This is a genomic window from Paraburkholderia fungorum, assembly GCF_003610895.1.
GTDB lineage: Bacteria > Pseudomonadota > Gammaproteobacteria > Burkholderiales > Burkholderiaceae > Paraburkholderia > Paraburkholderia fungorum_B.
The window spans coordinates 88471-114351 of sequence record NZ_MCAS01000009.1; the positions used below are offsets into that span (position 1 = coordinate 88471).

Annotated in this window: 23 protein-coding genes and 3 tRNA genes; 19 read left to right on the plus strand and 7 right to left on the minus strand. The window is 62.1% G+C overall.

Annotated features, from left to right (window positions below):
- Positions 1 to 42: 42 nt before the first annotated feature.
- The 5 genes from era to nagZ all read left to right on the plus strand — a co-directional run bounded on the left by era (position 43) and on the right by nagZ (position 4178).
- A complete protein-coding gene (era, locus tag BCY88_RS10605) occupies positions 43 to 942 on the plus strand; it encodes a GTPase Era (RefSeq protein WP_120344208.1) in 900 nt (299 codons plus the stop codon).
- Positions 929 to 1858, plus strand: a complete 930-nt coding sequence (recO, locus tag BCY88_RS10610; RefSeq protein ID WP_120344209.1) for a DNA repair protein RecO — start codon at positions 929 to 931, stop codon at positions 1856 to 1858. Before era ends, recO begins: the two co-directional genes overlap by 14 nt.
- A complete protein-coding gene (pdxJ, locus tag BCY88_RS10615) occupies positions 1855 to 2619 on the plus strand; it encodes a pyridoxine 5'-phosphate synthase (protein WP_120344210.1) in 765 nt (254 codons plus the stop codon). The genes recO and pdxJ overlap by 4 nt, the downstream gene beginning before the upstream one ends.
- A gap of 16 nt (positions 2620 to 2635) precedes the next feature.
- Positions 2636 to 3079: a holo-ACP synthase gene (acpS, locus tag BCY88_RS10620; protein WP_120344291.1), complete on the plus strand. Its 444-nt coding sequence runs from the start codon at positions 2636 to 2638 to the stop codon at positions 3077 to 3079.
- Between the two features lie 70 nt (positions 3080 to 3149).
- Positions 3150 to 4178 carry a beta-N-acetylhexosaminidase gene (gene nagZ / locus BCY88_RS10625; RefSeq protein WP_120344211.1) on the plus strand — a complete coding sequence of 343 codons (1029 nt, stop codon included), beginning with the start codon at positions 3150 to 3152 and terminating at the stop codon, positions 4176 to 4178.
- Between the two features lie 150 nt (positions 4179 to 4328).
- Here the strand turns inward: nagZ and BCY88_RS10630 are convergent, their stop codons facing one another.
- From BCY88_RS10630 to earP, 3 genes are all read right to left on the minus strand, one after another.
- Positions 4329 to 5711 (minus strand): sigma-54-dependent transcriptional regulator, encoded by a 1383-nt coding sequence (locus tag BCY88_RS10630; protein WP_120344212.1) that lies wholly within the window; start codon positions 5709 to 5711, stop codon positions 4329 to 4331.
- Between the two features lie 663 nt (positions 5712 to 6374).
- Positions 6375 to 6932, minus strand: coding sequence for an elongation factor P (gene efp / locus BCY88_RS10635; RefSeq protein ID WP_120344213.1), 558 nt, complete (start codon positions 6930 to 6932; stop codon positions 6375 to 6377).
- 278 nt (positions 6933 to 7210) lie between these two features.
- Positions 7211 to 8404 carry an elongation factor P maturation arginine rhamnosyltransferase EarP gene (gene earP / locus BCY88_RS10640; protein WP_120344214.1) on the minus strand — a complete coding sequence of 398 codons (1194 nt, stop codon included), beginning with the start codon at positions 8402 to 8404 and terminating at the stop codon, positions 7211 to 7213.
- A 297-nt stretch (positions 8405 to 8701) separates the two neighbouring features.
- Here earP and uvrC point away from each other — a divergent pair, with 297 nt between their 5' ends.
- The 9 genes from uvrC (at position 8702) to BCY88_RS10685 (ending at position 15614) form a co-directional block, all read left to right on the plus strand.
- Positions 8702 to 10933, plus strand: a complete 2232-nt coding sequence (gene uvrC, locus BCY88_RS10645) for an excinuclease ABC subunit UvrC (RefSeq protein ID WP_120344215.1) — start codon at positions 8702 to 8704, stop codon at positions 10931 to 10933.
- 187 nt (positions 10934 to 11120) lie between these two features.
- Positions 11121 to 11714, plus strand: a complete 594-nt coding sequence (gene pgsA / locus BCY88_RS10650) for a CDP-diacylglycerol--glycerol-3-phosphate 3-phosphatidyltransferase (RefSeq protein WP_028199185.1) — start codon at positions 11121 to 11123, stop codon at positions 11712 to 11714.
- A 234-nt stretch (positions 11715 to 11948) separates the two neighbouring features.
- Positions 11949 to 12024 (plus strand) — tRNA-Gly (locus tag BCY88_RS10655).
- Between the two features lie 62 nt (positions 12025 to 12086).
- Positions 12087 to 12162, plus strand: a tRNA-Gly gene (locus BCY88_RS10660).
- 104 nt (positions 12163 to 12266) lie between these two features.
- A tRNA-Cys gene (locus tag BCY88_RS10665) sits at positions 12267 to 12340 on the plus strand.
- Positions 12341 to 12956: 616 nt separating this feature from the next.
- Complete coding sequence (locus tag BCY88_RS10670) at positions 12957 to 13691, plus strand: hypothetical protein (RefSeq protein WP_120344216.1); 735 nt, start codon at positions 12957 to 12959, stop codon at positions 13689 to 13691.
- 103 nt (positions 13692 to 13794) lie between these two features.
- Entirely contained in the window at positions 13795 to 14199 is a 405-nt protein-coding gene (locus BCY88_RS10675; RefSeq protein WP_120344217.1) for a hypothetical protein, read from the plus strand.
- A gap of 55 nt (positions 14200 to 14254) precedes the next feature.
- Entirely contained in the window at positions 14255 to 15013 is a 759-nt protein-coding gene (locus BCY88_RS10680) for a TraB/GumN family protein (RefSeq protein ID WP_120344218.1), read from the plus strand.
- Between the two features lie 94 nt (positions 15014 to 15107).
- Positions 15108 to 15614, plus strand: coding sequence for a GNAT family N-acetyltransferase (locus tag BCY88_RS10685; RefSeq protein WP_120344292.1), 507 nt, complete (start codon positions 15108 to 15110; stop codon positions 15612 to 15614).
- Positions 15615 to 15702: 88 nt separating this feature from the next.
- Here BCY88_RS10685 and BCY88_RS10690 read toward each other — a convergent pair whose 3' ends face one another.
- From BCY88_RS10690 to BCY88_RS10700, 3 genes are read right to left on the minus strand one after another with little or no spacing between them, the layout of a single operon-like run.
- The gene (locus BCY88_RS10690) at positions 15703 to 16587 is read right to left on the minus strand and encodes a cytochrome c oxidase assembly protein (RefSeq protein WP_120344219.1); all 885 of its coding nucleotides are present in this window, start codon (positions 16585 to 16587) and stop codon (positions 15703 to 15705) included.
- Positions 16588 to 16596: 9 nt separating this feature from the next.
- Entirely contained in the window at positions 16597 to 17058 is a 462-nt protein-coding gene (locus BCY88_RS10695; RefSeq protein ID WP_120344220.1) for a copper chaperone PCu(A)C, read from the minus strand.
- An 18-nt stretch (positions 17059 to 17076) separates the two neighbouring features.
- Complete coding sequence (locus BCY88_RS10700) at positions 17077 to 17646, minus strand: SCO family protein (RefSeq protein WP_120344221.1); 570 nt, start codon at positions 17644 to 17646, stop codon at positions 17077 to 17079.
- A gap of 473 nt (positions 17647 to 18119) precedes the next feature.
- On the opposite strand from BCY88_RS10700, the gene otsB reads away from it, so the two are divergent.
- Both otsB and otsA read left to right on the plus strand, forming a co-directional pair.
- Positions 18120 to 18869 carry a trehalose-phosphatase gene (gene otsB / locus BCY88_RS10705; RefSeq protein WP_120344222.1) on the plus strand — a complete coding sequence of 250 codons (750 nt, stop codon included), beginning with the start codon at positions 18120 to 18122 and terminating at the stop codon, positions 18867 to 18869.
- 55 nt (positions 18870 to 18924) lie between these two features.
- A complete protein-coding gene (gene otsA, locus BCY88_RS10710) occupies positions 18925 to 20385 on the plus strand; it encodes an alpha,alpha-trehalose-phosphate synthase (UDP-forming) (RefSeq protein ID WP_120344223.1) in 1461 nt (486 codons plus the stop codon).
- 113 nt (positions 20386 to 20498) lie between these two features.
- Here otsA and BCY88_RS10715 read toward each other — a convergent pair whose 3' ends face one another.
- The gene (locus BCY88_RS10715; protein ID WP_120344293.1) at positions 20499 to 22334 is read right to left on the minus strand and encodes an ABC transporter ATP-binding protein; all 1836 of its coding nucleotides are present in this window, start codon (positions 22332 to 22334) and stop codon (positions 20499 to 20501) included.
- A 695-nt stretch (positions 22335 to 23029) separates the two neighbouring features.
- Between BCY88_RS10715 and BCY88_RS10720 the strand changes: the two genes are divergently transcribed.
- The 3 genes from BCY88_RS10720 to BCY88_RS10730 all read left to right on the plus strand — a co-directional run bounded on the left by BCY88_RS10720 (position 23030) and on the right by BCY88_RS10730 (position 25850).
- A complete protein-coding gene (locus BCY88_RS10720) occupies positions 23030 to 24094 on the plus strand; it encodes a glycosyltransferase family 4 protein (protein WP_120344224.1) in 1065 nt (354 codons plus the stop codon).
- Between the two features lie 278 nt (positions 24095 to 24372).
- On the plus strand, positions 24373 to 25227 hold the full coding sequence (locus BCY88_RS10725; protein WP_120344294.1) for a hypothetical protein: 855 nt from the start codon (positions 24373 to 24375) through the stop codon (positions 25225 to 25227).
- A gap of 158 nt (positions 25228 to 25385) precedes the next feature.
- On the plus strand, positions 25386 to 25850 hold the full coding sequence (locus tag BCY88_RS10730) for a DUF2214 family protein (protein ID WP_120344225.1): 465 nt from the start codon (positions 25386 to 25388) through the stop codon (positions 25848 to 25850).
- The last annotated feature ends 31 nt before the right edge of the window (positions 25851 to 25881 follow it).

A 25881-nucleotide genomic window follows, 5' to 3' on the forward strand; every position in this document is an offset into this window, starting at 1 on the left:
GCCGTTGCTCGCGTGTCGATCTGAACTTGCCGTAACCCGAATATGAACGCTCCCACTCCCACTGGTTTTCGCTGCGGCATGGTCGCGATCGTCGGCCGCCCGAATGTCGGCAAGTCCACGCTGATGAACGCGCTGGTCGGCCAGAAAGTCAGCATTACCTCGCGCAAGGCGCAGACCACGCGCCATCGCATCACCGGCATTCATACGCTTGAAGACGCGCAGTACATTTTTGTCGATACGCCGGGTTTTCAGACCAAGCACAGCGGCGCGCTGAACCGTTCGCTCAATCGCGCGGTCACGTCCACGCTGACGTCGGTCGACGCAATCCTGTTCGTGATCGAAGCCGGCCGCTTCGGACCGGACGACCAGAAAGTGCTCGACCTGATTCCGCCGTCGGTGCCCACGCTGCTGATCGCCAACAAGCTCGATCGCGTGTCGGATAAAGATTCGCTGTATCCATTCATGCAGCAGGTGGCGGCGCTGCGCCAGTTCAACGAGATCGTGCCGCTGTCGGCGAAGAATGCGGAAGACATTAAGCGTTTGATGGAAACGATCAAGCCGTTCCTGCCGGAAGGCGCGCCGATCTACGGCGAAGACGACCTGACCGATCGCAGCGAGCGTTTTCTCGCCGCTGAAATTCTGCGCGAAAAAGTGTTCCGCTGGACTGGCGACGAACTGCCGTACACGAGCACCGTACTGATCGACAAGTTCGAAACCGAAGGCCGCCTGCGCCGCATTTTCGCGACCATCATGGTCGATCGCGATATGCACAAAGCGATGATCATCGGCCAGAAAGGCGCCAAGCTGAAGCAGATCAGCACTGAGGCTCGCCTCGATATGGAAAAGCTGTTCGACGGCCCGGTGTATCTGGAAACCTTCATCAAGGTGAAGAGCGGCTGGGCTGACAACGAAGCCGGACTCCGTGCATATGGGTACGAATGACGCGTGGATGACGCTGAATTCCGACGCTGACCCGGACGACCTGGAGCCGGCAGCGCCGGCACGCGAGTCGTCCAAACCCGCTCGCGCTACCAAAAAAACCTCATCGAATACCAAAGGCGCTCAGGCCGCTCAACGCGGAGAAGGCGCCGAAGGCGAGCCGCGCAAAGCGCCCGCGCGCCGCACCGCGCGCACTTCCGCTTCCGATTACCGGATCGCGGAGCAGCCTGCCTTCGTCCTGCACAGCTATCCGCACCGTGAGACCAGTCTGATCATCGACGTGTTGTCGCGCGATCATGGCCGTCTCGCGCTCGTCGCGAAGGGCGCAAAACGTCCGCACTCCGCTTTGCGCGGCGTGCTGCAGACCTTCCAGCCGCTCGCATTGTCGTGGTCCGGCAAATCCGAAGTGCGCACGCTGACCGGCGCCGAATGGGTTGGCGGCATGTTGCCTTTAGCGGGCGATGCGCTGCTGTGCGGTTTCTATGTCAACGAACTGCTGGTCAAATTCTGCGCACGCGAAGATCCGCATCCGCAACTTTTCCACCACTACGTCGTCACGATGACGCGTCTCGCGCATGACGAACCGCCCGTGCAGGTGTTACGTTCGTTCGAACGTGTGTTGCTGCGGGAAACCGGCTATGCGATGGCGCTCGATCGCACCGTCGCGCGCAAAGCCGTGCAGGCCGATGGGCGCTACGTATTCGACCCGGAGCGCGGCGTGCGCGAAGCATCGGACGATCTGCCAGCCCAATGGCCGGTGATCGCCGGACAGACCTTGCTCGATATGGAAAAGGACGATTACCATCGAGCCCAGACCGTGTCGCAAAGCAAAACGCTGATGCGTTTTCTGCTCAATACCTACCTTGGCGGCACGCCGCTCGCGACGCGCCAGATACTGATCGACTTGCAGAACTTATGAGCTTCTTTCTTACCTCGCCGAATGTGATTGACCTGGGCGTGAATATTGATCACGTCGCCACGCTGCGCAACGCGCGCGGCACCTCTTACCCCGATCCGATCCGCGCCGCCTTGATGGCCGAAGAGGCCGGCGCCGATGTAATCACGCTGCATCTGCGTGAAGACCGCCGCCACATCGTCGACGCCGACGTGCGCAAGCTGCGGCCGCTCCTGAAAACACGCATGAATCTGGAATGCGCCGTCACCCAGGAGATGCTCGACATCGCGTGTGAGGTGCAGCCGCACGACACTTGCCTCGTGCCGGAAAAGCGTCAGGAACTGACGACTGAAGGCGGTCTCGATGTCGCAGGCCAGTTCGAAGCCGTGCGCGCCGCGTGCAAGCAACTCGCCGCAGCGAACTCGCGCGTATCGCTCTTCATCGATCCGGACGAAACGCAGATTCGCGCCGCGCACGAAGCGGGCGCGCCGGTGATCGAGCTGCACACGGGCCGCTATGCCGAAGCGCACGATCCGGCCGAGCAGCAGCGCGAATATGAGCGCGTGGTGCGTGCCGTCGAATTCGGTGCGACGCTCGGCATGAAGGTCAATGCGGGTCACGGCCTGCACTACACCAATGTTCAGCAGATCGCCGCAATTGAAGGCATCGTCGAATTGAATATTGGCCATGCGATCGTCGCGCATGCGATTTTCGCCGGTTGGGAAAACGCCGTGCGCGAGATGAAGGCGATCATGGTTGCCGCCCGTCTCGGCGCAAACGCGTAACGCCGCGGCGCCACTCATGACGATCTACGGCATCGGTACGGATATCGTTCAGGTCAGCCGTGTGGCTGCGGTCATGACACGCACCAACGGCCGCTTTGCCGAGAAGGTGCTCGGCCCGGACGAGCTGCGCGTATATCACGCTCGCCACGCGCGTTCGGCGGCGCGTGGACTCGCATTTCTCGCCACGCGGTTCTCGGCCAAGGAAGCATTCTCGAAAGCGATTGGCCTCGGCATGCGCTGGCCGATGACCTGGCGCGCGCTGCAAACGCTGAACAAGCCGAGCGGCGAACCGATGGTGGTGGCCTCGGGCGAGCTGGCTGAATGGCTCGACGCGCGCGGCATTACGGCGCGCGTGACCATCAGCGATGAACGCGATTACGCCGTGTCGTTCGTGATTGCTGAAACAGGGGATGCGGTGCGAGCGCCGGACGCCCCGCGCGCGCCCGCCAGCGACGAATAAAAAAATCTTGAACGCGGCGCACGTCGGCCGTGTCTCTCTTTGCTCTCAGGCTTCTTTCTAGCGGAATTCGATGAAAACCACTCCCGGACCGGTCATGCTCGACGTGGTCGGTACCACGCTGAACGACGACGATAAACGGCGCCTTGCGCATCCGATGACCGGCGGCGTGATTCTGTTCGCGCGCCACTACGAGAGCCGCGCGCAATTGATCGCGCTGACCGATTCGATCCGCGCGATCCGCGACGATCTGTTGATCGCCGTCGACCACGAAGGCGGCCGCGTGCAGCGCTTTCGCACCGACGGTTTCACCGCGCTGCCGGCAATGGGCAAGCTCGGCGCGCTGTGGGACAGTGACGTATTGCACGCCACCAAGGTGACGACCGCGGTCGGTTATATCCTCGCGGCAGAATTGCGCGCGTGCGGCATCGATATGAGTTTTACGCCGGTGCTCGATCTGAACTACGGCCAGTCGCAGGTGATCGGCGATCGCTCGTTCCATCGCGATCCGCGAGTCGTGGCCCTGCTGGCGAAGAGCCTCAATCACGGCCTTGCATTGGCCGGCATGAGTAATTGCGGCAAGCATTTTCCAGGGCACGGCTTCGCGCAGGCGGACTCGCACGTCGCGATGCCGGTCGACGACCGTTCGCTCGAGGCGATCCTGCGCGAGGACGTGGCGCCGTACGACTGGCTTGGTGTGTCGCTCGGGGCCGTGCTGCCCGCCCATGTGGTTTATCCCCAGGTCGACGCGAAGCCGGCGGGTTTTTCGCGCGTCTGGCTGCAGGACATCCTGCGCAAAAAATTGCGCTTCGAGGGCGCGGTCTTCAGCGACGATCTCTCGATGGAAGCCGCGCGCCAGGGCGGCACGCTGACGGAAGGCGCGAGCGCCGCACTGGAGGCCGGTTGTGACATGGTGCTGATCTGCAATCAACCGGACGAAGCGGAAAAGGTGCTGGAAGCGCTGCGTTTCACGCCGTCGAAGGAGTCGCAGCAGCGGCTCAAGCGGATGCGGCCGCGCGGCAAGGCGCTCAAGTGGAGCAAGCTGGTTGCCGAGCCGCAGTATCTGCAGGCGCAAGCCTTGCTGCGCAGCGCGTTCGCCTGAGCGGCCGGGGGCAATCCGGAAGCAACCGTTAGCAGGTTGAGGATCGCGGATCAACGACTCATGCGTTTGCATCGGGCAAAAAAACGGCGCCTTTTCTCAGGCGCCGTTTTCCATTCAGGCGAGGCCTGCCGCGAGGCCGGCCTCATCCGCTCAGTTCAGCCGCATCCGCTGCAGCTTGTTGTACAGCGTCTTCGGACTGATTCCCAGCAGCGATGCCGCGCGATGGCGTGTGCCGCCGACAGCGTCGAGCGTCGCGCGGATCAGCATTTCCTCGACATCCGCGAGGGGGGTGCCGACCGTGACCTGCACGCGGCTGCCGTTCAGGTCGCGCCCGTTTGCCGAGCCCGCTTCATCGGCGCGCAGCGATTCCAGCACGTCGCCAGACGCGTGATAGGCGCGGCGCACACGATCCTGTAACTCGCGCACATTGCCCGGCCACTCGTACGAAAGACACTCGCGCAGGAAGTTCGGCCCGATCTGCTTGGCCACTTCCGGCGTGCCGCGCGAGATCGCTTCGTGATTCAGTTCATCGACAACGGCTTGCGCGATCAACGCAGGATCGTCTCCACGCTCGCGCAACGGCGGCAGGGTTATCGCGGCCGCTTCGAGACGCAGCGCGAGGTCCTGGTGCAAGCTGCCGTCGGCAACCGCCGCGCGCGGGTTTTTGCGTGTCGATGCGATCAGCCGGAAGTCGGTTACCACCTGGTTCGTGCCGCCGACCCGCATGAAAGTCTGCGAATCGAGGGCGCGCAGCAATGCTTCCTGCTGGGCACGCGGCAGTTCCGCGATTTCGTCGATGAACAGCGTGCCGCCGCTGGCCTGCTCGAATAGTCCCGGTTCGCGCTGTTCGGCACCGCTGAATGCGCCGCGCTCGTGGCCGAACAGTACGCTGTCGAGCGAGCGATACGCCGCGACGCTGCCGGCATTCCGGCAATCGAACGTGACAAACGGCCCTTTGCGGCGCCGGCTCATGTCGTGCAGCGTGCGCGCGGCAATCTGCTTGCCCGTGCCGGCTTCGCCGGAAATCAGTACGGCCGCTTCGGTTGGCGCGAGGTGCTCGATCGTGTCGTACACATGCTGGACCGCGCCGCTGCGGCCCAGCAGGGAGCCGAAACGGCCGAGTTGCCGCAGCGTTGCCCGCAGGGTCTGCACTTCCTCGGTCAGCTCGTACGGACGCGGAATCCGGGCGAGCAGACTGCGCAGACGCGGGATGTTGACCGGTTTGAGCAGGTAATCCCAGATGCCGTGCCGCAGACCCTCGATCGCGCTCTCGACCGTTGCATTGCCGGTCATCACGATCACGGGCAAGGCGCCGCCGGGTGGGTGCGCGGGCAGGTGCTGCAGCACGTCGAGCCCGCTGCCGTCCGGCAGATTCAGGTCGACCAGCACGACGTCGGGAATGAAGCGTGTCAGCGCGGCCCGGGCCTCAGCGATGGTGGTCGCGGTGTCGACGGAAAAGCCGTCGGCGGCGAGGATGGCGGACAGGCCAGACAGGCTATTGGGATCGTCTTCAACAATCAGGGCATGTGGCATGGCGAGCGCTATTTTTAGATGGACGGAATATCCGGAACGACGCGCCGATGCTCTGGCGTGCGGCCTGGGTGCGATGGCTGGCCGGTACTGTCGGTCGAACGCCGTACCGCGCGGGCAACGCCGGCTGTGGCGGCGCAACCGCCACGGGCCAATTGGCATGCGCGCGGCGCTGGTCGCGGGACACGACGTGCGAGCGGAGCTAGGGCGATTCGACTCATTGAGTTCTAGATCCTTTTCCTTTTCAGTGGATGCCCGCGTACACGACCTGACGCGTGGGCGGACACCGGTATTTCCTTCATTCGACCGGTTAGAAATCCCGGTCGGCGCCGAAGAAACGCCTTATCTACATCTACACCTGTCGTCTGCGATGTTGTGATTCATGCCGCATCTCACGAATTAGGGAAATAAAGCCTTGGTGGCCTTTGCCTGAGAGAAGCATGGAGTATGCCAAAGTCAATTACTTAAGTTTATCAATGGTTTGTTTGGCGTAGGCACGGAAGGTAAACGCAGTGAACAGGTATTTTTTAGAAGATTCCCGGTAAAGTTTTCCTCAACCATACACGGCGGCACAAAAAAGAAAAAGCGCCCAATGTGGGCGCTTTTTTTTGCCATTTTTTTCGCTGCGCCGGACTTGCTCCCGCGCAGGATTCAGGCTGCAGGCGCTTAGGCGCGGCTGCGGTACTCGTGCGTACGCGTGTCGATTTCGATCTTGTCGCCGATGTTGCAGAAGAGCGGCACTTGCAATTCGAAACCCGTGGTCAGCTTGGCGTTCTTCAACACCTTGCCCGACGACGTATCGCCCTTGACTGCCGGTTCCGTGTAGATGATTTCACGGACCAGCGTGGTCGGCAGTTCGACCGAGATGGCTTTCTCGTTGTAGAACACGACTTCGCAAGCCATGCCGTCTTCGAGGTAATGAAGGGCGTCGCCCATCATTTCGCCTTCGACTTCGAACTGGTTGTAGTCGGCGTCCATGAACACGTACATCGGGTCAGCGAAGTACGAGTACGTGACTTCCTTGCGTTCCAGCAGGACGACGTCGAACTTGTCGTCTGCCTTGTACACGCTTTCCATGCCTGCGCCGGTCAGCAGATTCTTGAACTTCATCTTGACGACGGCGGAGTTGCGGCCCGATTTGTTGTATTCGGCCTTTTGCACGACCATCGCGTCTGCGCCGATCATGACTACGTTGCCGGTGCGGAGTTCCTGTGCGGTCTTCATAAAACTGTCCTGTACGAAATAAGTAGCTTCAACTTTTGCTCAACGGCATACGGCGCAAGCAGAATGGCCTGCTAGGTGTGCCTCGCGAATTAGTCAGGCCAGTCAGTCAGGCGGGTTTGCCAGACCAATTCGCGAGACGAATTCAAATTTGCCAGACGATTTTTGTCAGCTAATTTGCCAACGAGTTTGCCAACTCCATCGCTGCGATTGGGCCGCTGTTTGGTCATTATTCGGCTGCAATCGGGCCGCGCGTGCAGCGTCGGCCGTTGGATAACCGCTTATTTTAACTGAGTTTTTGCGAACAAGGCCAGATTTCCGGCGAGGTCGCCTACCTCGGCCAGTTCGCCGGCCCATTCAGCCGCACGCTGCCTGAGCGCTGCGCGGTGATGCTGGAATTCCGTCCAGTCTGGCTGCCCCGCGCCGTTCCATGCATGCCAGAAGCGCGCGAGGGCGTCCCGAGCCGCAGTGGGCAGGGTGCGGGCGTAGTGGGCGAGTGCGGCGTCGAGCTTCGGGAGATGGGCGTCGTCGGCCTGGGGGTAGATGTGCCAGACAAAGGGTTTGGCGGCCCATTGGGCGCGCACGAACGAATCTTCGCCACGCACGAAATTGACGTCGCTGACCCACAGCAAAGGGTCGTAGCCGGCTTGAGCGGTAAAAGCGAGCGCGTGGACGCTGAGGCCGCCGCGCTCGGCGTGGGAACCGGCGGCAAACGAAGCCAGACCGAAAAAGCGCGCAATCGCACCCGAGATGCGGCCTTCCGGTACCAGCAGAACGACCGGCTCGGCACTGTCGCGCCATTGTTCGAGCAGGCTGCCGACGGCCGGATTTTCATAGGCGAACAGCGAGACGACCGTGGCGGTGGCGGGTGGCGGCGCGCGGCCGGTGGCATTCAGCCACCACGCCTCGCGCGCCGGCTGCGATGCCTCGAAGGCAGCGCGTGCGGCATCGAGATGCCGCTCCTTCAGCACGCCGCCCGTGCCGGCGCTGAGTCCGGGGAAAAAGAAGGTCTTGGTCAGCGGATAGCGCGGATGCGGCGAGGGCCGCAGATGGAAATCCGCAACCCAGTCTTCGGCACTCAGATATTCGAGGTTGAGCCAGACCGGTGCGCGGCCGCGCCGCGCCATCGCGGCGATGTAGATCGGCGGCAACTCGCAGGCGAATGCTTCGATCACGACGTCAGCCACCTCAAGCGTATCGCCCGCATGGGCTGGCTCATGCCAGTGTTCGATAACGATGCCGTCGATCGCCTGGCGCGCGCGCTCCAGTTCCAGCGACGGGCACAGCTTCTGAAACGCATGCAGATCGTCGACGAACACGCGCACCTGCCAGCCGTGCTCGCTCGCCAACTGGCGAGCGAGGCGCCAGCACACGCCGATGTCGCCGAAATTGTCGATCACCGCGCAAAAGATATCGCAGGCAATTGCCGTGGGCGCGGCAACGGGTTGGTCGGACGGCGGCGTGGCGGAGGACATGATGGCGTGGATCGCTGAGTGGAACGGGTGGCGCAGTGGGTTGCGCAACGTCTTGCCGGCGGGCGACCCAGGTGGGTGGCCGCGCCGGGTGAGCCAGACGGGTAAAGCAATCAGATTCAGCGGCCGGCCTGGCAACGCAGCTTTGAGCCAGTCGATGCCGCAGCGTTCGAACGGTCGCGGAATGCTCTAAACTGGCGATTCTAAAGCACTCAACGGCGGTTTCGCGTCTACACGACCGCTCAGCGCGCAGCACGCGGGCAGAGGCTTCGCGACACTGTTCCAGCCAATCGATTCTGCATGACCGAACCCGAAGCAACCGACGTTTTCGAGCCGAAGAAACTGCTCGCCCAATTGCCGCATCTGCCCGGCGTCTATCGCTATTACGATACGCAGGGCACGGTGCTTTACGTGGGCAAGGCGCGCGATCTCAAGAAGCGCGTCTCGAGCTACTTTACGAAGACGCAATTGTCGCCGCGCATCGCGATGATGGTGACGCGCATTGCGCGCGTCGAGACGACCGTCACGCGCTCCGAGGCGGAGGCGCTGCTGCTCGAAAACAATCTGATCAAGGCGCTGGCGCCGCGTTACAACATTCTGTTTCGCGACGACAAGTCGTATCCCTATCTCAAGTTGACGGGCCACAAGTTTCCGCGCATGGCGTATTACCGCGGCTCGGTGGATCGCAAGAATCAGTATTTCGGGCCGTTCCCGAGTGCGTGGGCGGTGCGCGAGAGCATCCAGATTCTGCAGCGCGTTTTCCAGTTGCGCACGTGTGAGGATTCCGTGTTCAACAACCGCACGCGGCCCTGTCTGTTGCATCAGATTGGCCGCTGCACGGCGCCCTGCGTCGCGGCGATCAGCGAAGAGGATTACGCACGCGACGTCGCCAATGCGTCGCGCTTTCTGCTCGGCCGGCAGGGCGAGGTCATGAAGGAGCTCGAGCAGAAAATGCACGCCTTCGCGAGCGAGCTGAAGTTCGAGCAGGCCGCGGCGGTGCGCAATCAGATGAGTTCGCTGTCGACGGTGCTGCATCAGCAGGCGATCGAAGTCGGCGGCGACAGCGATGTGGATATTCTCGCGGTCGTCGCGCTCGGCGGGCGCGTGTGCGTGAACCTCGCCATGGTGCGAGGCGGGCGGCATCTCGGTGACAAGGCGTATTTCCCGACGCATGTGGAAAGCGCCCTGACGATCGGCGAGGGCGGGCTTGAAGAGGGCGGCGAAGATGAGTTGCTCGCCGATGTCGCGGCCGGCGAGGGATCGGTGTCTGACGAAGGCGCAACCGGTGCGAATGCATCGTCCGATGCGGCTGACGCGCTCGCGATTGCTGAGGAGATGGGTGCCGAAGAGAGCGACGACGAGGGCGCAGACGGGGGCGACGACGAGCAAGACACTGCGCTCGAGGCAGAGGCGGGTGATGCAGGCGAGTCCGAATCCGAAGAGTCCGAATCTTCAACGCCGCGCAAGGGTCGTGCAATTGCTGGCGGCATCGAATCCGAAGTGCTGGAGGCGTTCATCGCGCAGCACTACATCGGCAACCGTGTACCGCCGGTGCTCGTGGTCAGTCACGCGCCGAGCACGCGCGAGCTGGTCGACGTGCTGATCGAGCAAGCCGGTCATAAGGTGACGGTGCTGCGCCAGCCGCAAGGTCAACGGCGCGCGTGGCTGGCGATGGCAGAGCAGAACGCGCGGCTCGCGCTCGCGCGCCTGCTCTCGGAGCAAGGCTCGCAGCAGGCCCGCACGCGTGCGCTCACAGACACGCTCGGCATGGAGTGCGACGACCTCGCGCATCTGCGCATCGAATGTTTCGACATTAGCCACACGATGGGCGAGGCAACGCAGGCATCGTGCGTGGTGTATCACCATCACAAGATGCAGTCGTCCGAATACCGCCGCTACAACATCACCGGCATCACCCCGGGCGACGACTACGCGGCGATGCGCCAGGTGCTCATGCGCCGCTACGAGAAGATGGTGGCGCAAGCGGCGGCGAATGCTGCTGATGAGGCCGCCGAATTGCAAACCGACGCGGCTGCGGATCCGTCGCTCGCCGCGGATGCCGCGGAGCCGGCTGCGGCTGGCGGCATCCTGCCGACCATCGTGTTGATCGACGGCGGCAAGGGGCAGGTCGAAATCGCGCGTCAGGTGTTCACCGAACTGGGTCTCGATACCGGCATGCTGGTCGGTGTCGCGAAGGGCGAGGGACGCAAAGTCGGTCTGGAAACGCTGATTTTTGCGGACGGCCGCGCGCCGCTCGAACTCGGCAAGGAAAGCGCGGCGCTCATGCTGGTCGCGCAAATTCGTGACGAGGCACACCGTTTCGCCATCACCGGCATGCGTGCAAAGCGCGGCAAGACACGCCAGACCTCGCGGCTCGAAGAGCTCGAAGGCGTGGGCGCGAAGCGGCGTCAGCGGCTGTTGGCGCGCTTTGGCGGGCTGCGTGGGGTGGTCGCGGCAAGCGTCGAGGATCTGGCGAGCGTCGAAGGGATTTCGCAGGCGCTGGCCGAACAGATTTACCGGCAGTTGCACTGATCGCGGCGTGCCCGGCTGCCCGGGGCGCCGCATTGGACAGTCGACAAATGGGACTGAAGCCGCCGCCCGGCGGCCGGTGAGCCGTGCTCCGGCGTTGCGCGTGCCAGGCTTCGCGCGCCGCTTTGCTTGTGGCAGGTCTTGTGACACGGCACAATTGCATCTCCCTTGTCAGACGCTGCGCCTGCCCATGCCGTTTAATTTTCCGATTTTCCTGACTTGGCTGCGGATCGTTCTGATTCCGCTCGTCGTCGGCGTGTTTTATTTGCCTGACATGATGATGAGCCCGGCACACCGCAATCTGGCGGCCGCCACGATCTTCATTCTGGCAGCGCTCACCGACTGGTTCGATGGCTTTCTGGCCCGCAAATGGAATCAGACTTCGGCGTTCGGCGCGTTCCTCGATCCGGTCGCCGACAAGCTGATGGTGACGGCAGCGTTACTGGTGCTGGTGCAACTCGCGCGGATCGATTCGGCAATCGCACTGGTCATCGTCGGGCGCGAGATCGCCATCTCGGCGCTGCGCGAATGGATGGCGCAGATCGGCGCATCGAAGAGCGTCGCGGTGAATTCGCTCGGCAAGTTCAAGACCGTGTGTCAGATGGTCGCGATCCCGATGCTGCTGTTCTACGGGCCGTTGCCGTTCGGCGGCGGCGTCTCTGTCGATACGCGTGTGTGGGGCTTGTGGCTGATCTATCTGGCCGCGTTCCTGACGATCTGGTCGATGCTCTATTACATGAAACTCGCCTGGCCGCAGATTCGCGAGCGGGGCGGCGTCGCCTGATTGTGTCTGATCGAAGCGCGATCGAGATGCGACGTACACGGATGAAGCGTGTCCGCACCTCGCACGAGCGTGAGTGAAATCTTTTCCGTTAAAGACATTCGCAAAAGGGGTTGACACGTTTCGGTCGTTTCTCCATAATCTCGTTTCTCCGATGCACGCAGTTTGAAGCGCCGGTGGCAGTAAGCCTGTAGTTGCAGTAACAAGGCAGCAGTTAGTTGGTGAAAGCAGCACGATGCGGGAGTAGCTCAGTTGGTAGAGCGCAACCTTGCCAAGGTTGAGGTCGCGAGTTCGAGCCTCGTCTCCCGCTCCAATTTTTGAAGCAACGCGTTGTTTGGCGAAGTAAAAGTGCAAGGCGTTGTGAAGTAGGGCAATGCGGGAGTAGCTCAGTTGGTAGAGCGCAACCTTGCCAAGGTTGAGGTCGCGAGTTCGAGCCTCGTCTCCCGCTCCATACATAAGGGGAAGCAGCGCTTCCCTTTTTGTTTGGTGGGCCGGTCCTTACGGAAACCCACCAGACAGATCTGAGAGTCTGCAGCTAGATTCCAGTCCGCTTGCGGCGCGATAGCAAAGCGGTTATGCAGCGGCCTGCAAAGCCGTTTAGGCCGGTTCGACTCCGGCTCGCGCCTCCAGTAGTTGATGTAAAGAAAAGCCCCGACTTGTCGGGGCTTTTCTTTTTTCGGCGTCATTTTCGCTGACATCGACCAGGCGCATTTCAACGCGAGGCTACGCATTTCAGCTCGCGCGCCCGCGCAGTCATCCGTGCGTCCGACGCGGCAAGCAGACACCAATGCCTCCCCCTCGTCATCGACTCAAAAAACAATCGCCGACTTGATCGATTGAAGTGCCGCGCCGTTCAGAAAGTAGTAGCTGTCTTGCGGCGTTCCGCCGCCGAGCGGTGCGAGTTGCAATGTCGTGCCGTCCTTGATCACGTAGCCTGCGTAGATCCCGCCGTTGTTCTGGTAGTAGACCCGGTAGTCGGTGGTCGTTGTGGCAAAAGTTGATTTACCAATCGCCTCTCATTTCCTTTCAATTTTTATTTTCTATCTTTCAATTCATTTTTTGTTGATTTTTAGAAACCCCGAATGAAGCATTGACCGTTAGCAGTTCGCTGTCGATCATGTACAGTATCCCATGCCATTTCGCGTATTTAGAGGCATCGTTAGAGATACGATGCAATGGTCTTGATATCTCCCGGCGCGAAAACACGGGGCAGGGCAAACCCGCTATTAATACAACATTCGACCAATGAAAAAAATCATCACTGCTGCTGTGCTGTTTACCGTTGGGTTGCCATTACTGGCGATCGCACAATCGGCGCCGCCGCCCGCGATTAAAGGCGGGGATTCGTGGACCTACGTCAACACGTTTGAGAAGGCGCCTTCAACGTGGCGCCAATCGCACGACGAAGTGACAGTCATACGCGCAACGCCTTCCCACATCTACTACACGTCGAAACAGGCAGGTTCGACCCAGGCGCCGAGCGAGGTGGTCGCGGGCGCCGACTGGAGCCGCGAACGAAATGTGAATGGCGCGGACGTGGTCGTCAATCGGCCGTTTGTTTTCCCGCTATCGACGGGCAAAACCTGGAACCTGGAATATACGGAGCAGCATCCGAACAAGGTCTTCGCCTCGCAAAAGTGGAGCAGTCAATATCGCGTGGTAGGTGTTGAAACGGTCGAAGTACCGGCGGGAAAGTTTCAGGCAATTAAAATCGAGGCGGAAGGCGATTGGGTTGCGCAACTGGAGCCGACGCAAACCGTCACTCAAGCCGTGCAGACCCAGCAGGGCGATACCGCCATGATCACGCATGCGCAGAAAACCGGACCTACTCAACTGACGGGACGTACCTATAAAGCATTCTGGTATGTGCCTGAGATCGGCCGTTGGGTGAAATCAGTGGAAGAGTATTACGGTAGTAATGGCGTGCGAAACGAGCGCTATACGGGTGAATTGGAGTCGTACAAAAGAAGCACGGAGTGAGTGGAGTGTGGGCGATTAAACTGTCAGCTTTTGCCGCGTGAGAAAGAAGCCCCGGGAGCCGGGGCTTTTTTCCAACATCTGTTTATTGCAAAGCTGACCCTGCATGCCTATCCCAAACCTCGAACGCCGCTCCTTCTATCTGCGCCTGATCTACGCGCTATGCCTGTGCGGCGCCACCTGGACACATCTGCAAGTAGCCCTGGTACACGGGCTCTGGTGGGACTACGGCGGCGCTGCGCCGTTCACGCGAATCTACTGGACGGCACTCCTCTTCATCGATCCGCTCACCGCACTGCTCCTGATGCTGAGCCCGCGAGCAGGGTTGATTCTCTGCGTCGCCGTTATCGTGACGGACGTGGTGCACAATTCATGGTTCGCACTGCACTATCCGATTCGTATGGACCTGTACCTGTCACAGATCGTCTTCCTGCTGTTCGTCGGAGTGACCGTTCGAACCGCGTGGAGAGGGATCGCGGGACGATCCGCCGCGTTGCGCGCCGTCGATTGAATCATCCGATTACCCGAGCGCCGCTTTGTGCAATTGCTCATTCACACGAGGCTGCATGTACCTGGAACTCACCGGCACCAACGTTCGTCTGCTTGGCTCGATGCATCTGTTTCCGGCGGCGAGCCGCAGAACGCCGCCATGGATCGCAGAAACCTACGACTGGGCTGAAGCGCTGGTCTTCGAATCCGATCCGCCGACGATCCTGCCGTTTCTGAAGGCGCCTGCGCAGGGCGGCGCCGGTCAACTGCAGCCTTTGCTATCCGTCGATGTCTGGAATCAGCTGCAAGCTGTGTGGCCCGCCCAGGGGCCATTAGCGCCGCTCGTCGATCTGCGGCCGTGGGCAGCGCTGATCGTCGCGCCGACGCTGTTCCAGCAAGTCGTCGAGGGTGTCGAGCCGCGCATGCTGCGCTCGGCGCTGACGCAAGCCAAGCCGTATGAGTATCTCGAGACCGCGGAAGAATTGGCGGCATCGCTCGAGTCGATTCCGCTCGAAGCAATTGGCACCGCGCTCGGCATGCTGCTGTCCGATCTCGACGAACCGCAGCGCACGCTCGAGCGGATGCACGCCGCCTGGCTACATGGCGATTTGCCGGCCGTGCACCAGATCGCCGTCGAGTCGCCGATGTTCAATCTGCCCGGCATCCGCGACGCCATTCTCGATGCCCGCAATCGTGCGTGGGCGGCGCGCGTGAAGGCGCTGCTCGGACGATCCGAGCGGACCTTGGTCGTGGTGGGCGCGCTGCATTTGTGCGGTCCCGGCAACCTGATCGAATGTCTGGCGCAGCCCGTCGAGCCGGTTTTTGTCAGCAGCTAGAGGATTTGCCGGCGGCATAGCCTAAGTCCGCCACGCGCGGCATAATTCTCCATTGCCGCCGCCTGTTAATGGCGTGCTTCCCTTGAAGATTGCCATGACTGAACCGCAGCAAACCGCCGCCACGCGACTGGCGCAACTCGACTGGCGCTGGAAAGCGTTCGACGAGCTCACGACCGCCGAAGTCTATGCCATGCTGGCCGCTCGCAGCGCCGTGTTCGTCGTCGAGCAGAACTGCGTGTATGGCGATATCGACGGACTTGATTCAGAGGCCTGGCATCTGTTCGCGTTTGGTCCCGGCGAGGCATCCAACGCCAAACGTGCGCCGCTCGCGGGCTATCTGCGCGTGTTGCTGCCGGATGCCGATGACGCCGATATCCGCATCGGCCGCGTTCTGACAACCGTGGACTTCCGCGGCATTGGCCTTGGCAACGCGATGCTTGAACGCTCGCTCACGCATATCCGGGCACAGTGGCCCGGCACGCCGATCCGCTTGCATGCGCAGGCGCATCTGCAAGGCTTCTATGGCGCGTTCGGCTTCACGCCGGTGTCGGAGATTCACGACGAGGACGGCATCCCGCACGTGTGGATGCGTTCCGTCTAACCAGGTAAGAAGGCCACCGGGCTCGGCGCGTGCGCGCCGGCCGGCTGCAAACGCAGCGGCTTCTTCAAATTCAATAGATTCGAAATTCTTAGCGGTGACTGCTCGCAGGTGCTGTTGCCGCTTGCGCGACGCCTGGTGCCGTCTTTACGTGCCGCTCGTTACGCAGACGCCCGCGTGCGGACAGCCGCATCCAATGACGCAACGCCACCAGCGCGCCGATCACGCTCATCATCGAACCTGGAATCCACAGCAACAGTCCGCCGATTTGCTGATCGCGTATCGGGCTCAGCCACGTGAACGCGCGACCGCAAATCGAGTAGATCGGATAGAGCTCGCGCGGCGTAAAGAAGATAAACGCGCCGAGCATGATCTGCGGCGGAATCGCGGCGATTACGACCAATATGCGCTTGCCGGGCGACAAACGCGCCGGCGGTGCGGGCCGCGGGTCGAGCACGAGCCACCAGAACAGCAGGCCGTCGATCACCATGCTCCAGTTCATCACGCGATAAAGCCGCCAGTCGAGCATCGCCACGAAATGAATCGGCGACATCAGCCAGAAGTAGATCAAGCCGACGAACAACGTGACCGCGACCACCGGATGCATCACCACGTCGAGCAGCTTGCGGACTACTGGCGTCTGCAGCGCGGGGCGCACGAAGCGCTGCCGCCAGCTGAACGGAATGCCCGCGCGCAACGCGGCGCCCGGGTAAGAGAGCGCGATAAAGAACGGTCCGAGGTGATGCAGCACCAGATGCTGCGCGCGATGCATGAAGAACTCATGCTCGAAGAAATAATCGAGCCGCGTATGCAGTGCGACATATAGCGCGACCAGCCCGAACCAGAAGGAAATGCGCCGGCGAATCGACATCTTCGCCTTGTGTGCGCCGCGCACGAAAAGGATCGCCGGAACCAGCAAGGCGATCACGACGGTCGGCGAAAACTCCCAGGGATCGAGCCAGTAGAGCAGATTCATCGCGGGGCGTTACTTGGTCTGGGCGGGCGATTTGACGGCGAACGGCGTGTCGAGCGTCTCGCCGTCGGAGAACTTCAGCGTCAGATGTACGGTGTCGCCCGGCGCGACCTTGTGCTTCGCGTCTTCGAGCATCACGTGATAGCCGCCCGGCGCGATCGCCACCTGGCCGTGCGCGGGCACCGTCAGCTTGTCGACCATCACCATCTTTTGCGTCGAGCCATTCGACACGGTTTGATGCAGCATCGCGTCGCCATAGTCGTTGCTGGAAATATCGACGAGATCGACCGGCTTGTCGCTCGCGTTCACCAGCGTCACGTAACCGGCGGCGGGGAGATTGTTCGGCAGCCAGCGCACCCAGGCGTCCTTGGCGCTGATCGCGTTGGCCCCGGCGGCAAACGCGGCCGATGCGAAACCGCATGAGAGGACGAGGGTGCAGCCCAGTGCGGCGAACGTTTTGATCTTGATCGACATGGATAAACTCGGGAAAGGTCAGGAACGGTCATCAATGATGCGGCGCAGGTCTTGTGCGATCGCATCGGGAGTATCGTGGTCGGTGGCGAGCAGGCGCGCATGGCCTTGCTGATCGAACACGTAGACGGCTGAGCTATGCGTGACTTCATAGTTGCCGCTGGGGTCGCGCTTTTCCATCTGATAGGCGACCCGGTAGCGCTTGGCAAGCGACTCGATCTGCCAGTCGGTGCCGGTCAGGCCCTCGGCGTGCTGCGAATCGAAAGCGCCGACGTAGTCATGCAAGGCTTTGGGCGTGTCGCGCGCCGGATCGACGGTGATGAACAGGATGCGCACCTTTTGCGCGTCCGGGCCGAGTTTGCCGAGAACCTGCATCAGGCGGCCCATCGTCTCGGGGCAGACGTCCGGACAATGCGTATAGCCGAAGTAGACGAGCGAGGTGCGGCCTTTGAACGAATCGCCGGTTACGGCGCGGCCGTCGTCGCCGGTCAGCGTGAAATCGAGATCCGGCAGGTGGCCGGTCACGTTGGTCAACTGGAACGGTTCGGCTGGATGCGTGCAACCGGCTAGCGCACCGAGCACGCCCATCATGACGGTCAGCGCGGCCGCGCGCCGGGACCAGGGCCGGCGTGGCGTTACGAGGTTCGGTTGCGGGCGGGACGAGATAATGGGGAACAAAGCAGGGTTCAATTACTCGATTGAAGAGCGGCACGTGACGCTGCCCGCGAATGGACGCGGCGTGGTTCGTGCAAAGCGCGCGGCCGGTCATAGTGTGCAAATATGGTGCGTCACCGCATCGGTCTGCGTGGCTGCGACTGTATCGCAAAATTCCCGGCGACGTCGCGCAGCGCCCCTGGGCGCGCGCTTTGCGAGGCAATTTGACGCAGGCCGATGAAAGCTGGCTGAAGCCGGATTGTTGTCTCTTTGAACGCAATCGTGAGCGGCATCGGCCGTACCGCCCAGCCAGGCTTATGTCCCGGCTTACTTTCTCGAAAAATTGACGGATGCGCGGTAAGATGCGCACACTTTTCCGGCCGCAGAAGGCTGAAAGGCAAAATTAACCGATGCAAGCACTTCCGGCTGTCCTGTCTCCTGGTGAGACGGCATTTTTCTTCGACTTCGATGGCACGCTCGTCGAGCTTGCGCCCACGCCGGATGGCGTGCTGGTGCAACCGCGCGTGATCGCGTTGCTGACCGAGTTGCGCAATCTCACGAACGGCGCGGTCGCGATCGTATCGGGCCGCGGTATTGAAAGCATCGATGGTTTTCTGGGCATGCCCGATCTGCCGATCGCCGGCTTGCATGGCGCCGAGCGGCGCGACTCGAATGGCGACACGCAGCGCATCGGCTTTCACGACGAGCGTCTGTTGCGCATGGAGCAGGTGCTCGCGCAGGTTGTCAACGAGCATCCCGGCATGCTGCTCGAGATCAAAGGCGCGGCGCTTGCGCTGCACTACCGCAACGCACCCGACCGCGAGCCGGTGGCGCGCGAGGCCACCGAGCGGCTGGTTGCCGACTATCCCGGCTCGTATGTGTTGCAGCCGGGCAAGATGGTCTACGAAATCAAGCCGAAGGATGTCGACAAGGGCCGCGCGGTGCGCGCGTTCCTGGACGAGCCGCCGTTTGTCGGCCGCACACCGGTATTTGCCGGCGACGACCTGACCGACGAGAAGGGCTTTGCCGTCGCCAATGAGCGCGGCGGCCTGTCGATCAAGGTGGGCGCAGGTGACACGACGGCGCATACGCGCGTCGAGTCGGTTACGGCGCTGCTCGACTGGCTGGAATCGATCGTCACCGCCGCGCGCGGAGCGTGATGGTGACGCCGCATCGCCCAACGACCATGACTTACTGCATCGGGAATCGCGCTTCATGAGCCGACTGATCATCGTATCGAACCGGGTTGCGCCGATCTCGGAGGGTGGCCCGGCGGCGGGCGGCCTGGCGGTCGGCGTATACGACGCGCTGAAGGAAACCGGCGGCATGTGGTTCGGCTGGAGCGGCGATGTACTCAGCTCCGGCCAGCCGCAGATCAAGGTGGAAGAGCGCGGGCCGGTGACTTTCGCGACCATTGCGCTGATGCGTCGCGATTACGACCAGTACTACCGCGGCTTTTCGAACGCCACGCTATGGCCCGCGTTTCACTATCGTGCCGATCTGCTGCAGTATGACCGGCACGACTTCGGCGGCTATTGCCGCGTCAATGCGTGGCTCGCGCAGCAACTCGTCCCGCTGTTGCGTGAAGACGACGTGATCTGGGTGCACGACTACCACCTGATTCCGTTCGCCCAGGCGTTACGCGCGGCGGGCGTGAAAAATCGCATCGGCTTCTTTTTGCATATTCCGTTTCCGGCTTCGCAGGTGTTGCTGGCAGTGCCGCCGCATCGCGAGCTGGTTGAGGCGCTGTGCTCGTTCGATCTGCTCGGTTTCCAGACCGCGCCGGATTTGCGCGCGTTCTGCGATTACATCGTCAACGAGGCGAACGGCACGGTCGAAGCGTCGGCCAGCGGCCCGCTGAGCGTCCATGCATTCGGCCGGACATTGCGTGCGGGGGCTTATCCGATCGGCGTCTATCCGGACGAAATCGCCGAGCTCGCGAAAGCGGGCGAGCGAGGCAAGCCGGTGCGCACGATGAAGGCCACACTGCATTCCCGCAAGCTCATCATGAGCGTGGACCGCCTGGATTACTCGAAGGGGCTGGTCGAGCGTTTCCGTGCGTTCGAGCGGCTGCTGGAACATTTCACCGCGCAACGCAACAAGGTGTCGTTCCTGCAAATCGCACCGCCGACGCGTGCCGACATGCACGCTTATCAGGACATCCGCTTGCAGCTCGAAGGGGAGTCGGGGCGCATCAATGGCCGCTTTGCGGAACTGGACTGGACGCCGATCCTGTACATCCACAAGCAATACGAGCGCTCGGTGCTGGCCGCGCTGTTTCGCACGGCGCATGTCGGCTACGTCACACCGTTGCGCGACGGCATGAACCTCGTGGCGAAGGAGTACGTGTCGGCACAGGACCCGGAGAATCCGGGCGTACTCGTGCTGTCACGCTTTGCCGGCGCCGCGCAGGAACTGGACGGCGCGTTGATCGTGAATCCAGTCGATATCGACGGCATGGCCGAGGCGCTCGCGAGCGCGCTGGAGATGCCGCTGGTGGAGCGCCAGGCGCGTCATCGCGACATGATGGCGCAACTGCGCGAGAACAACGTGTCGGTGTGGCGCGACAACTTCATGCGCGATCTTCAGGGTGCGCAGGGTGTGAAGCGCCCCCGGACCGTGAAGGTACGTGCCGGATCGGGTAAGAAGGCGGTGCGCGAGACCACCGTCGGATAGTCGGATAATTCGGCGATCAGGGCCGCTTGCAACGTGCCTCGAAACAGAAAAGCCGCTCGAAAGCGGCTTTTCTGTTTCTGTTACCTGCAGGCGTAATAGGGGGCGTGCGTTGCCTAGACCACGTGCTGCTCGTCCACCTTCTTGCCGCCGACGTGCAGCGTGGTGCCCTTGCCGTATTGCTTCGACAGCAGGTCGCGGTACAGGCCCGGCCGCTGACGCAATTCCTCCGGGCTGCCGTCGTCGATCACCTTGCCCTGGCTCATCACGATGATCCGGTCGAAGTTGTTCAGTGTCGACAAGCGGTGTGCGATCGCGATCACCGTGCGGCCCACCATCAGCCGGTCGAGCGCTTTCTGGATTGCTTCTTCCGACGCGCTATCGAGCGCCGAGGTCGCTTCGTCGAGCAGCAGGATCGGCGCGTTCTTCAGGACGGCGCGCGCAATCGCGATGCGCTGGCGCTGTCCGCCGGAGAGTTTCACCCCGCGGTCGCCGACGATAGTGTCGTAACCTTCCGGCATGGCTTCGATGAAATCGCTGCAACGGGCTTCGCGCGCGGCGGCGATCACTTCTTCCCGACTCGCTTCGGGGCGGCCGTAAGCGATGTTTTCGTACACCGAGCGATGGAACAGCGAGATATCCTGCGGCACCAGCGCGATCGTATGGCGCAGGCTGTCCTGGGTGATGGCGGCGATATCCTGCCCGTCGATCTTGATTGCGCCGCCCTGCGTCTCGTAGAAACGCTGCAGCAGCGCCAGCACGGTGGATTTGCCCGCGCCCGACTTGCCGATCAGACCGACCCGCTGGCCCGGCTCGATATGCAGGTCGAAGTGATCGAGAATCGGCCGGCGGCGCGGGTAGGCAAACGTCACGCTCTCGAAATCGACCCGGCCGCCTTGCGGCACGAGTTCGGTGGCGCCGTCGCGGTCAGGCATGCCGTGCGGCTCGAGCAGGGTGCGAACGGCTTCCGCGAGCCGCGCGACGTGCTGCGTCACATCCACGAGCGCGACGGCCAGATCGCGTGTGCCGTGCAAGATCGTGAAGCCGAGCGAGCTGACCAGCACGATGTCGCCGGAGGTCGCCTTGCCCTGATCCCACAACCACAGCGCCCAGCCCAGCAAGCCGGCCGACAGCAGCGCGGTGATCACCGCATGCAGCAGACGCAGCTTTTCCAGATACAACAGGCTTTGCTGGCGTGCTTCCATTTCCGCTTTAACCGTCGCGCCGAAACGCTGCTGTTCGCGAAACGTCATGCCGAAGGCGCGCACGAGGGCCATGTTGCTGATCACGTCCACCAGCTCACCGTCCACCGAAGCCGCTTTTGTGGCGAAATGGTGATGCCGGGCCGAGCCGCGCCCGGCAAGCTTGTAAAGCACGACCGACAGAATGGCCGAACACAGCATCAGGCCGCCCGCCATCAGCGGATTGACGGCGGTGATCATGACGATCGCGCCGAGCACCGCGATACACGGCGGCAGCACGTTCCAGGCGGTGGTGTTTTCGGCGGTGTAGACCGCGTTCGAGGTCGCCGTGATGCGGCTTGCCAGCATGCCTGGCTGTTTCTCGGAGTAGTAAGTCGGCGAGTGGCCGCTCAGATACTGGAACAGGTCGCGCCGCAAGTCGCCGGTCACGGCCACGAACGTATGCGCGGCAACCCAGCCGCCGACCCGCCACAGCAGGTTGTCGGCGGCGATCAGGCCGACCAGGATGGCGAACGCGCCCCACAGCGGACCCGGGTGATGACGGCCTTCGCCGAGGACGTCGATCAGGTGCTTGATCGCGTATTGCGAAGCGAGCGCACAGCCCACGGCCGCAAACACGCTACACAGGACGATCGCATGCGCGAGCGGATGGCGGCGAATAAAGCGGAAAAGGAACGCAAGCGGCCTGTGCGCATAGCTCGCGAGCTTTGCGTTCTGGGCATTACGCTGGGCGATGGTTAAGTGTTCCAATTGATCGTAAGGTCGGTGTGTTTCAGGTTGTTCATGCAAGGCATGGGCCACAGCCAAAGCGTTCGCCGCGAAGCCGATGCTTCGCATTGTAAACATGCAAAAGCGATTGCGCCCTGTGTATCCGGGCGATGGCGCGACTGATTTCGCGATTGACGACCGCGCCCTGCTATTGCTCGACCTGCCGATAGAGCGGCAGTTCATGCAGGCTGCGGAAAATTTCGAGATATAATTACAAATTCCATTCAACTGCGGCGCGGCATTTCTTCAATGTCTGCCGGCACCGTTGGCATGGGAGCCCGGGGTTGCCACCTTCGGGCCAGCGTTGCAAGCCAGTACTCACTGTAGAACTGTCTTATAAAACAAGGGTTTGTAAAGTGTTTCGCCTTTGTAACAACGTAAAGACTTTGAAATGTCGTGGTGCAGCGAGACGGCCGGCACCGATAATGCATGCTCTGTCGGCCCGCCGAAATTTCTGACAGTTTGTCAACGTAGGTGCCTGGTGTGCGTTGTTTACCGGCACATGCGCAGACAGCGAACTGTTGATCTGGGCTCACTACCCAAGCGATCCATCGCAGGATTTCTCGAAAGAATCAGGCCCGCGCCGGCATATCCGGCCAGACTGCCCTGGCGAGCAAGCGAGTCGCTTTTACCAAACGCAGTACTTTTGCCTGATTTTTTACGAGGAGTTCTTCATTATGCGAATCGCTCAAATCGCTCCCTTGCACGAGGCGGTTCCTCCCAAGCTTTACGGCGGGACGGAACGCGTGGTGTCCTACCTGACCGAAGCGCTGGTTGAGCAGGGCCATGACGTCACGCTTTTCGCAAGCGGCGATTCGCAAACCTCGGCAAAGCTCGAAGCGTTCTGGCCGCAGGCACTGCGCCTCGACCCGACCATTCGCGACGTGATGGCGCCGCACATGCTGCTGCTCGAAGAAGTGCGCCGCCGTGCGGACGAATTCGACGTGCTGCATTTCCACATCGATTACTACCCGTTCTCGCTGTTCGCGCGTCAGCCGGTGCCGTTCCTGACCACGCTGCATGGCCGTCTCGATCTGCCGGAACTGCAGCCGATCTTCAATACGTTCAGCGACGTGCCGGTGGTGTCGATTTCGGACAACCAGCGCATTCCGCTGCAGCAGGCGAACTGGCTGCAAACCGTTTACCACGGTCTGCCGGAAAACGTGCTCACGCCGATCAAGGACGTCGAGCCGGGCTACCTCGCATTCCTCGGCCGTGTCTCGCCGGAGAAGGGTCTTGACCGCGCGATCCGCATCGCCGGCCAGGCAGGCATGAAGCTCAAGGTTGCCGCCAAGATCGACAAGGCCGACCGTGCCTATTACGAAGAAGTGATCAAGCCGCTGATGGCGCTCCCGCACGTCGAATACATTGGCGAAATCGGCGAAGCCGAAAAGCGTGAGTTTCTCGGCAACGCGCATGCCCTCGTGTTCCCGATCGACTGGCCGGAGCCGTTCGGCCTGGTGATGATCGAAGCCATGGCGTGCGGTACGCCGGTCGTCGCGTTCAACCGCGGTTCGGTGCCGGAAGTGATCGAAAACGGCGTGTCGGGCTTTGTCGTCGAAGACGAAATCAGCGCGGTTGCCGCGGTGAAGCGCCTGCACACGCTGCCGCGCGCCAAGGTGCGTGCAGCGTTCGAAGCGCGCTTCTCGTCGAAAGTGATGGCAAAGAACTACGTTGCCACCTACGAAGAGCTGCTGCGTCAGAAGCATCGCACGGTGCTGCGCGAAGTCAACGCCAGCTAATACGCGGTCAGTAAAAGCAGTCGGGCCGGCTTGCCGGAGCGCCTTGAGCATCCCCCAGCCAGGCGCCCCCAGCTATCCGATGGTCTGGCTGCACCCCCCCAGCAACGCCCCACGTGCATCTCGCCCGCGGGGCGTTGTTGCATACGCGCAGCGTTTTTGCCGGTGTGTGGCAGAAAGTGCTGTTTTGGGACCGGCAAGAATGAGCCAGTCTCCGTAATATCCCTATAATGGCCCTGCCGCAAATTTGGCTGCGGCGCCGCCGACGACAGGAGGATGCCTTGGCGAGAACGAAAGAGACGCGCGCGAACGCGGCGCCCGGCGCCGGAACGATTTTCGCGCTGCGCGCCATCGGTCTCGTGCTCCTCGCTCGCTGGCTTTTTTCGATGGCGCAGATGGACCTGGGCGCGTCGCTGTCGGCGATGGTGTCCTCGCCGTGGGCGTGCGTGAACCTGGTGTTCCTGTTCCTGCTGATCTTCCTGCCGGGCGCGCGCGCCGTGGCCGAGCGCCCGTTGCATCCGTTGCCGCAATGGCTTCGGCAGGCGCTGCGTCTGTTTGCTTTCCTTGGATTCCTGTTTGCCGCCTGGTCGGTTGGCGCGTTTGTAACGAGTGCGGGTTGGCGCCGCGCCGTGCAGGCGGTGGCTGCCACCAACGGCTGGCTGGTGGCAGCGCCGGCGTTGTACGCGGCGGTCGTGTGGATCTGCCGGCCGCGCGCGCTGTGGCGAACCAATATCGCCGCGCGACGCTTTGCGATCGGCCGCTATGCGGTCGCGCTCGATCCGGCCACGCGCACCGTGATCGTATGGGCCGAGCGTCGCAAGGTGGGGCAGTACGATGCTCGCGAATTGTCCGTGCGATGGGCGGCGGCCCCGGGCGCGAGCGCGCCGCCCACGCCTGCCCCCGTCGTGGCGTTCGGTGTTGCCGGCGAGCCGGGTGGCTCTGCGGCGCCGCTTGGCCCGGTCGGCGCACCTGCGTTGACTCGCGGTACCTTCGGCCGGCGTCCAAAAATCGAGTTGCTGTGGGATTCGCCGGCTGCGGCGGGCCACAATCGGCAAACCGTGTTCCGCACTGCTTTGACTACCGAAGGTGACCGGGTCGCCGCGCGCGCGCTCGACACCTCGTTGCGGCAGGTCTGAATCTGTCGCTTTGTGCCGTTGGTCACGCCCCACGGTCGCAGCAGGCATCGTAAAGTAACGGGTAGCTGACAATAAGACGTGTCACCCGCATGCAGCCCGGCGTTTCGGTGGTGGGTGAGACACACATCGATCGTATTGCGTCGTTTCCAGGAGTCGCTATGCTGGTTCGCTGGTTGCTTGCCGCCATTCATCTGCTGGCTTATGGTTTTGCCCTCGCGTCGATTCTCCGGCGCACCTGGTCATTGCGACGAGCCAGCGTGCCCGCTGCTTTGCGATCCGTATTTCGCTCCGACGCCCGGTGGGGCCTTTCAGCGTTGGTGTTGATCGTCACCGGTCTGATGCGCGCCTTCGGTGGTTTCGAAAAGGGCGCCGACTATTACCTTCACGAGCCGCTTTTTCACGCCAAGATGACGCTGCTCGTGCTGATCCTCATCCTTGAAGTGCCGACGATGCTCGGCTTGATGCGCTGGCGTGCCGCGATCAGAAACGGCGCTCCGCCCGACTTGAAGAAAGCGCGTACGTATGCGCGTTTCAGCGTGATCCAGACCGTGCTGCTGGTGTTGATGGTGTTTGCGGCTAGCGGCATGGCGCGCGGTATTGGGCTGCCCACGGGCGTGGTTTAGCCGCGGCGCGTTGAGCTGATGTTTGCAGGGG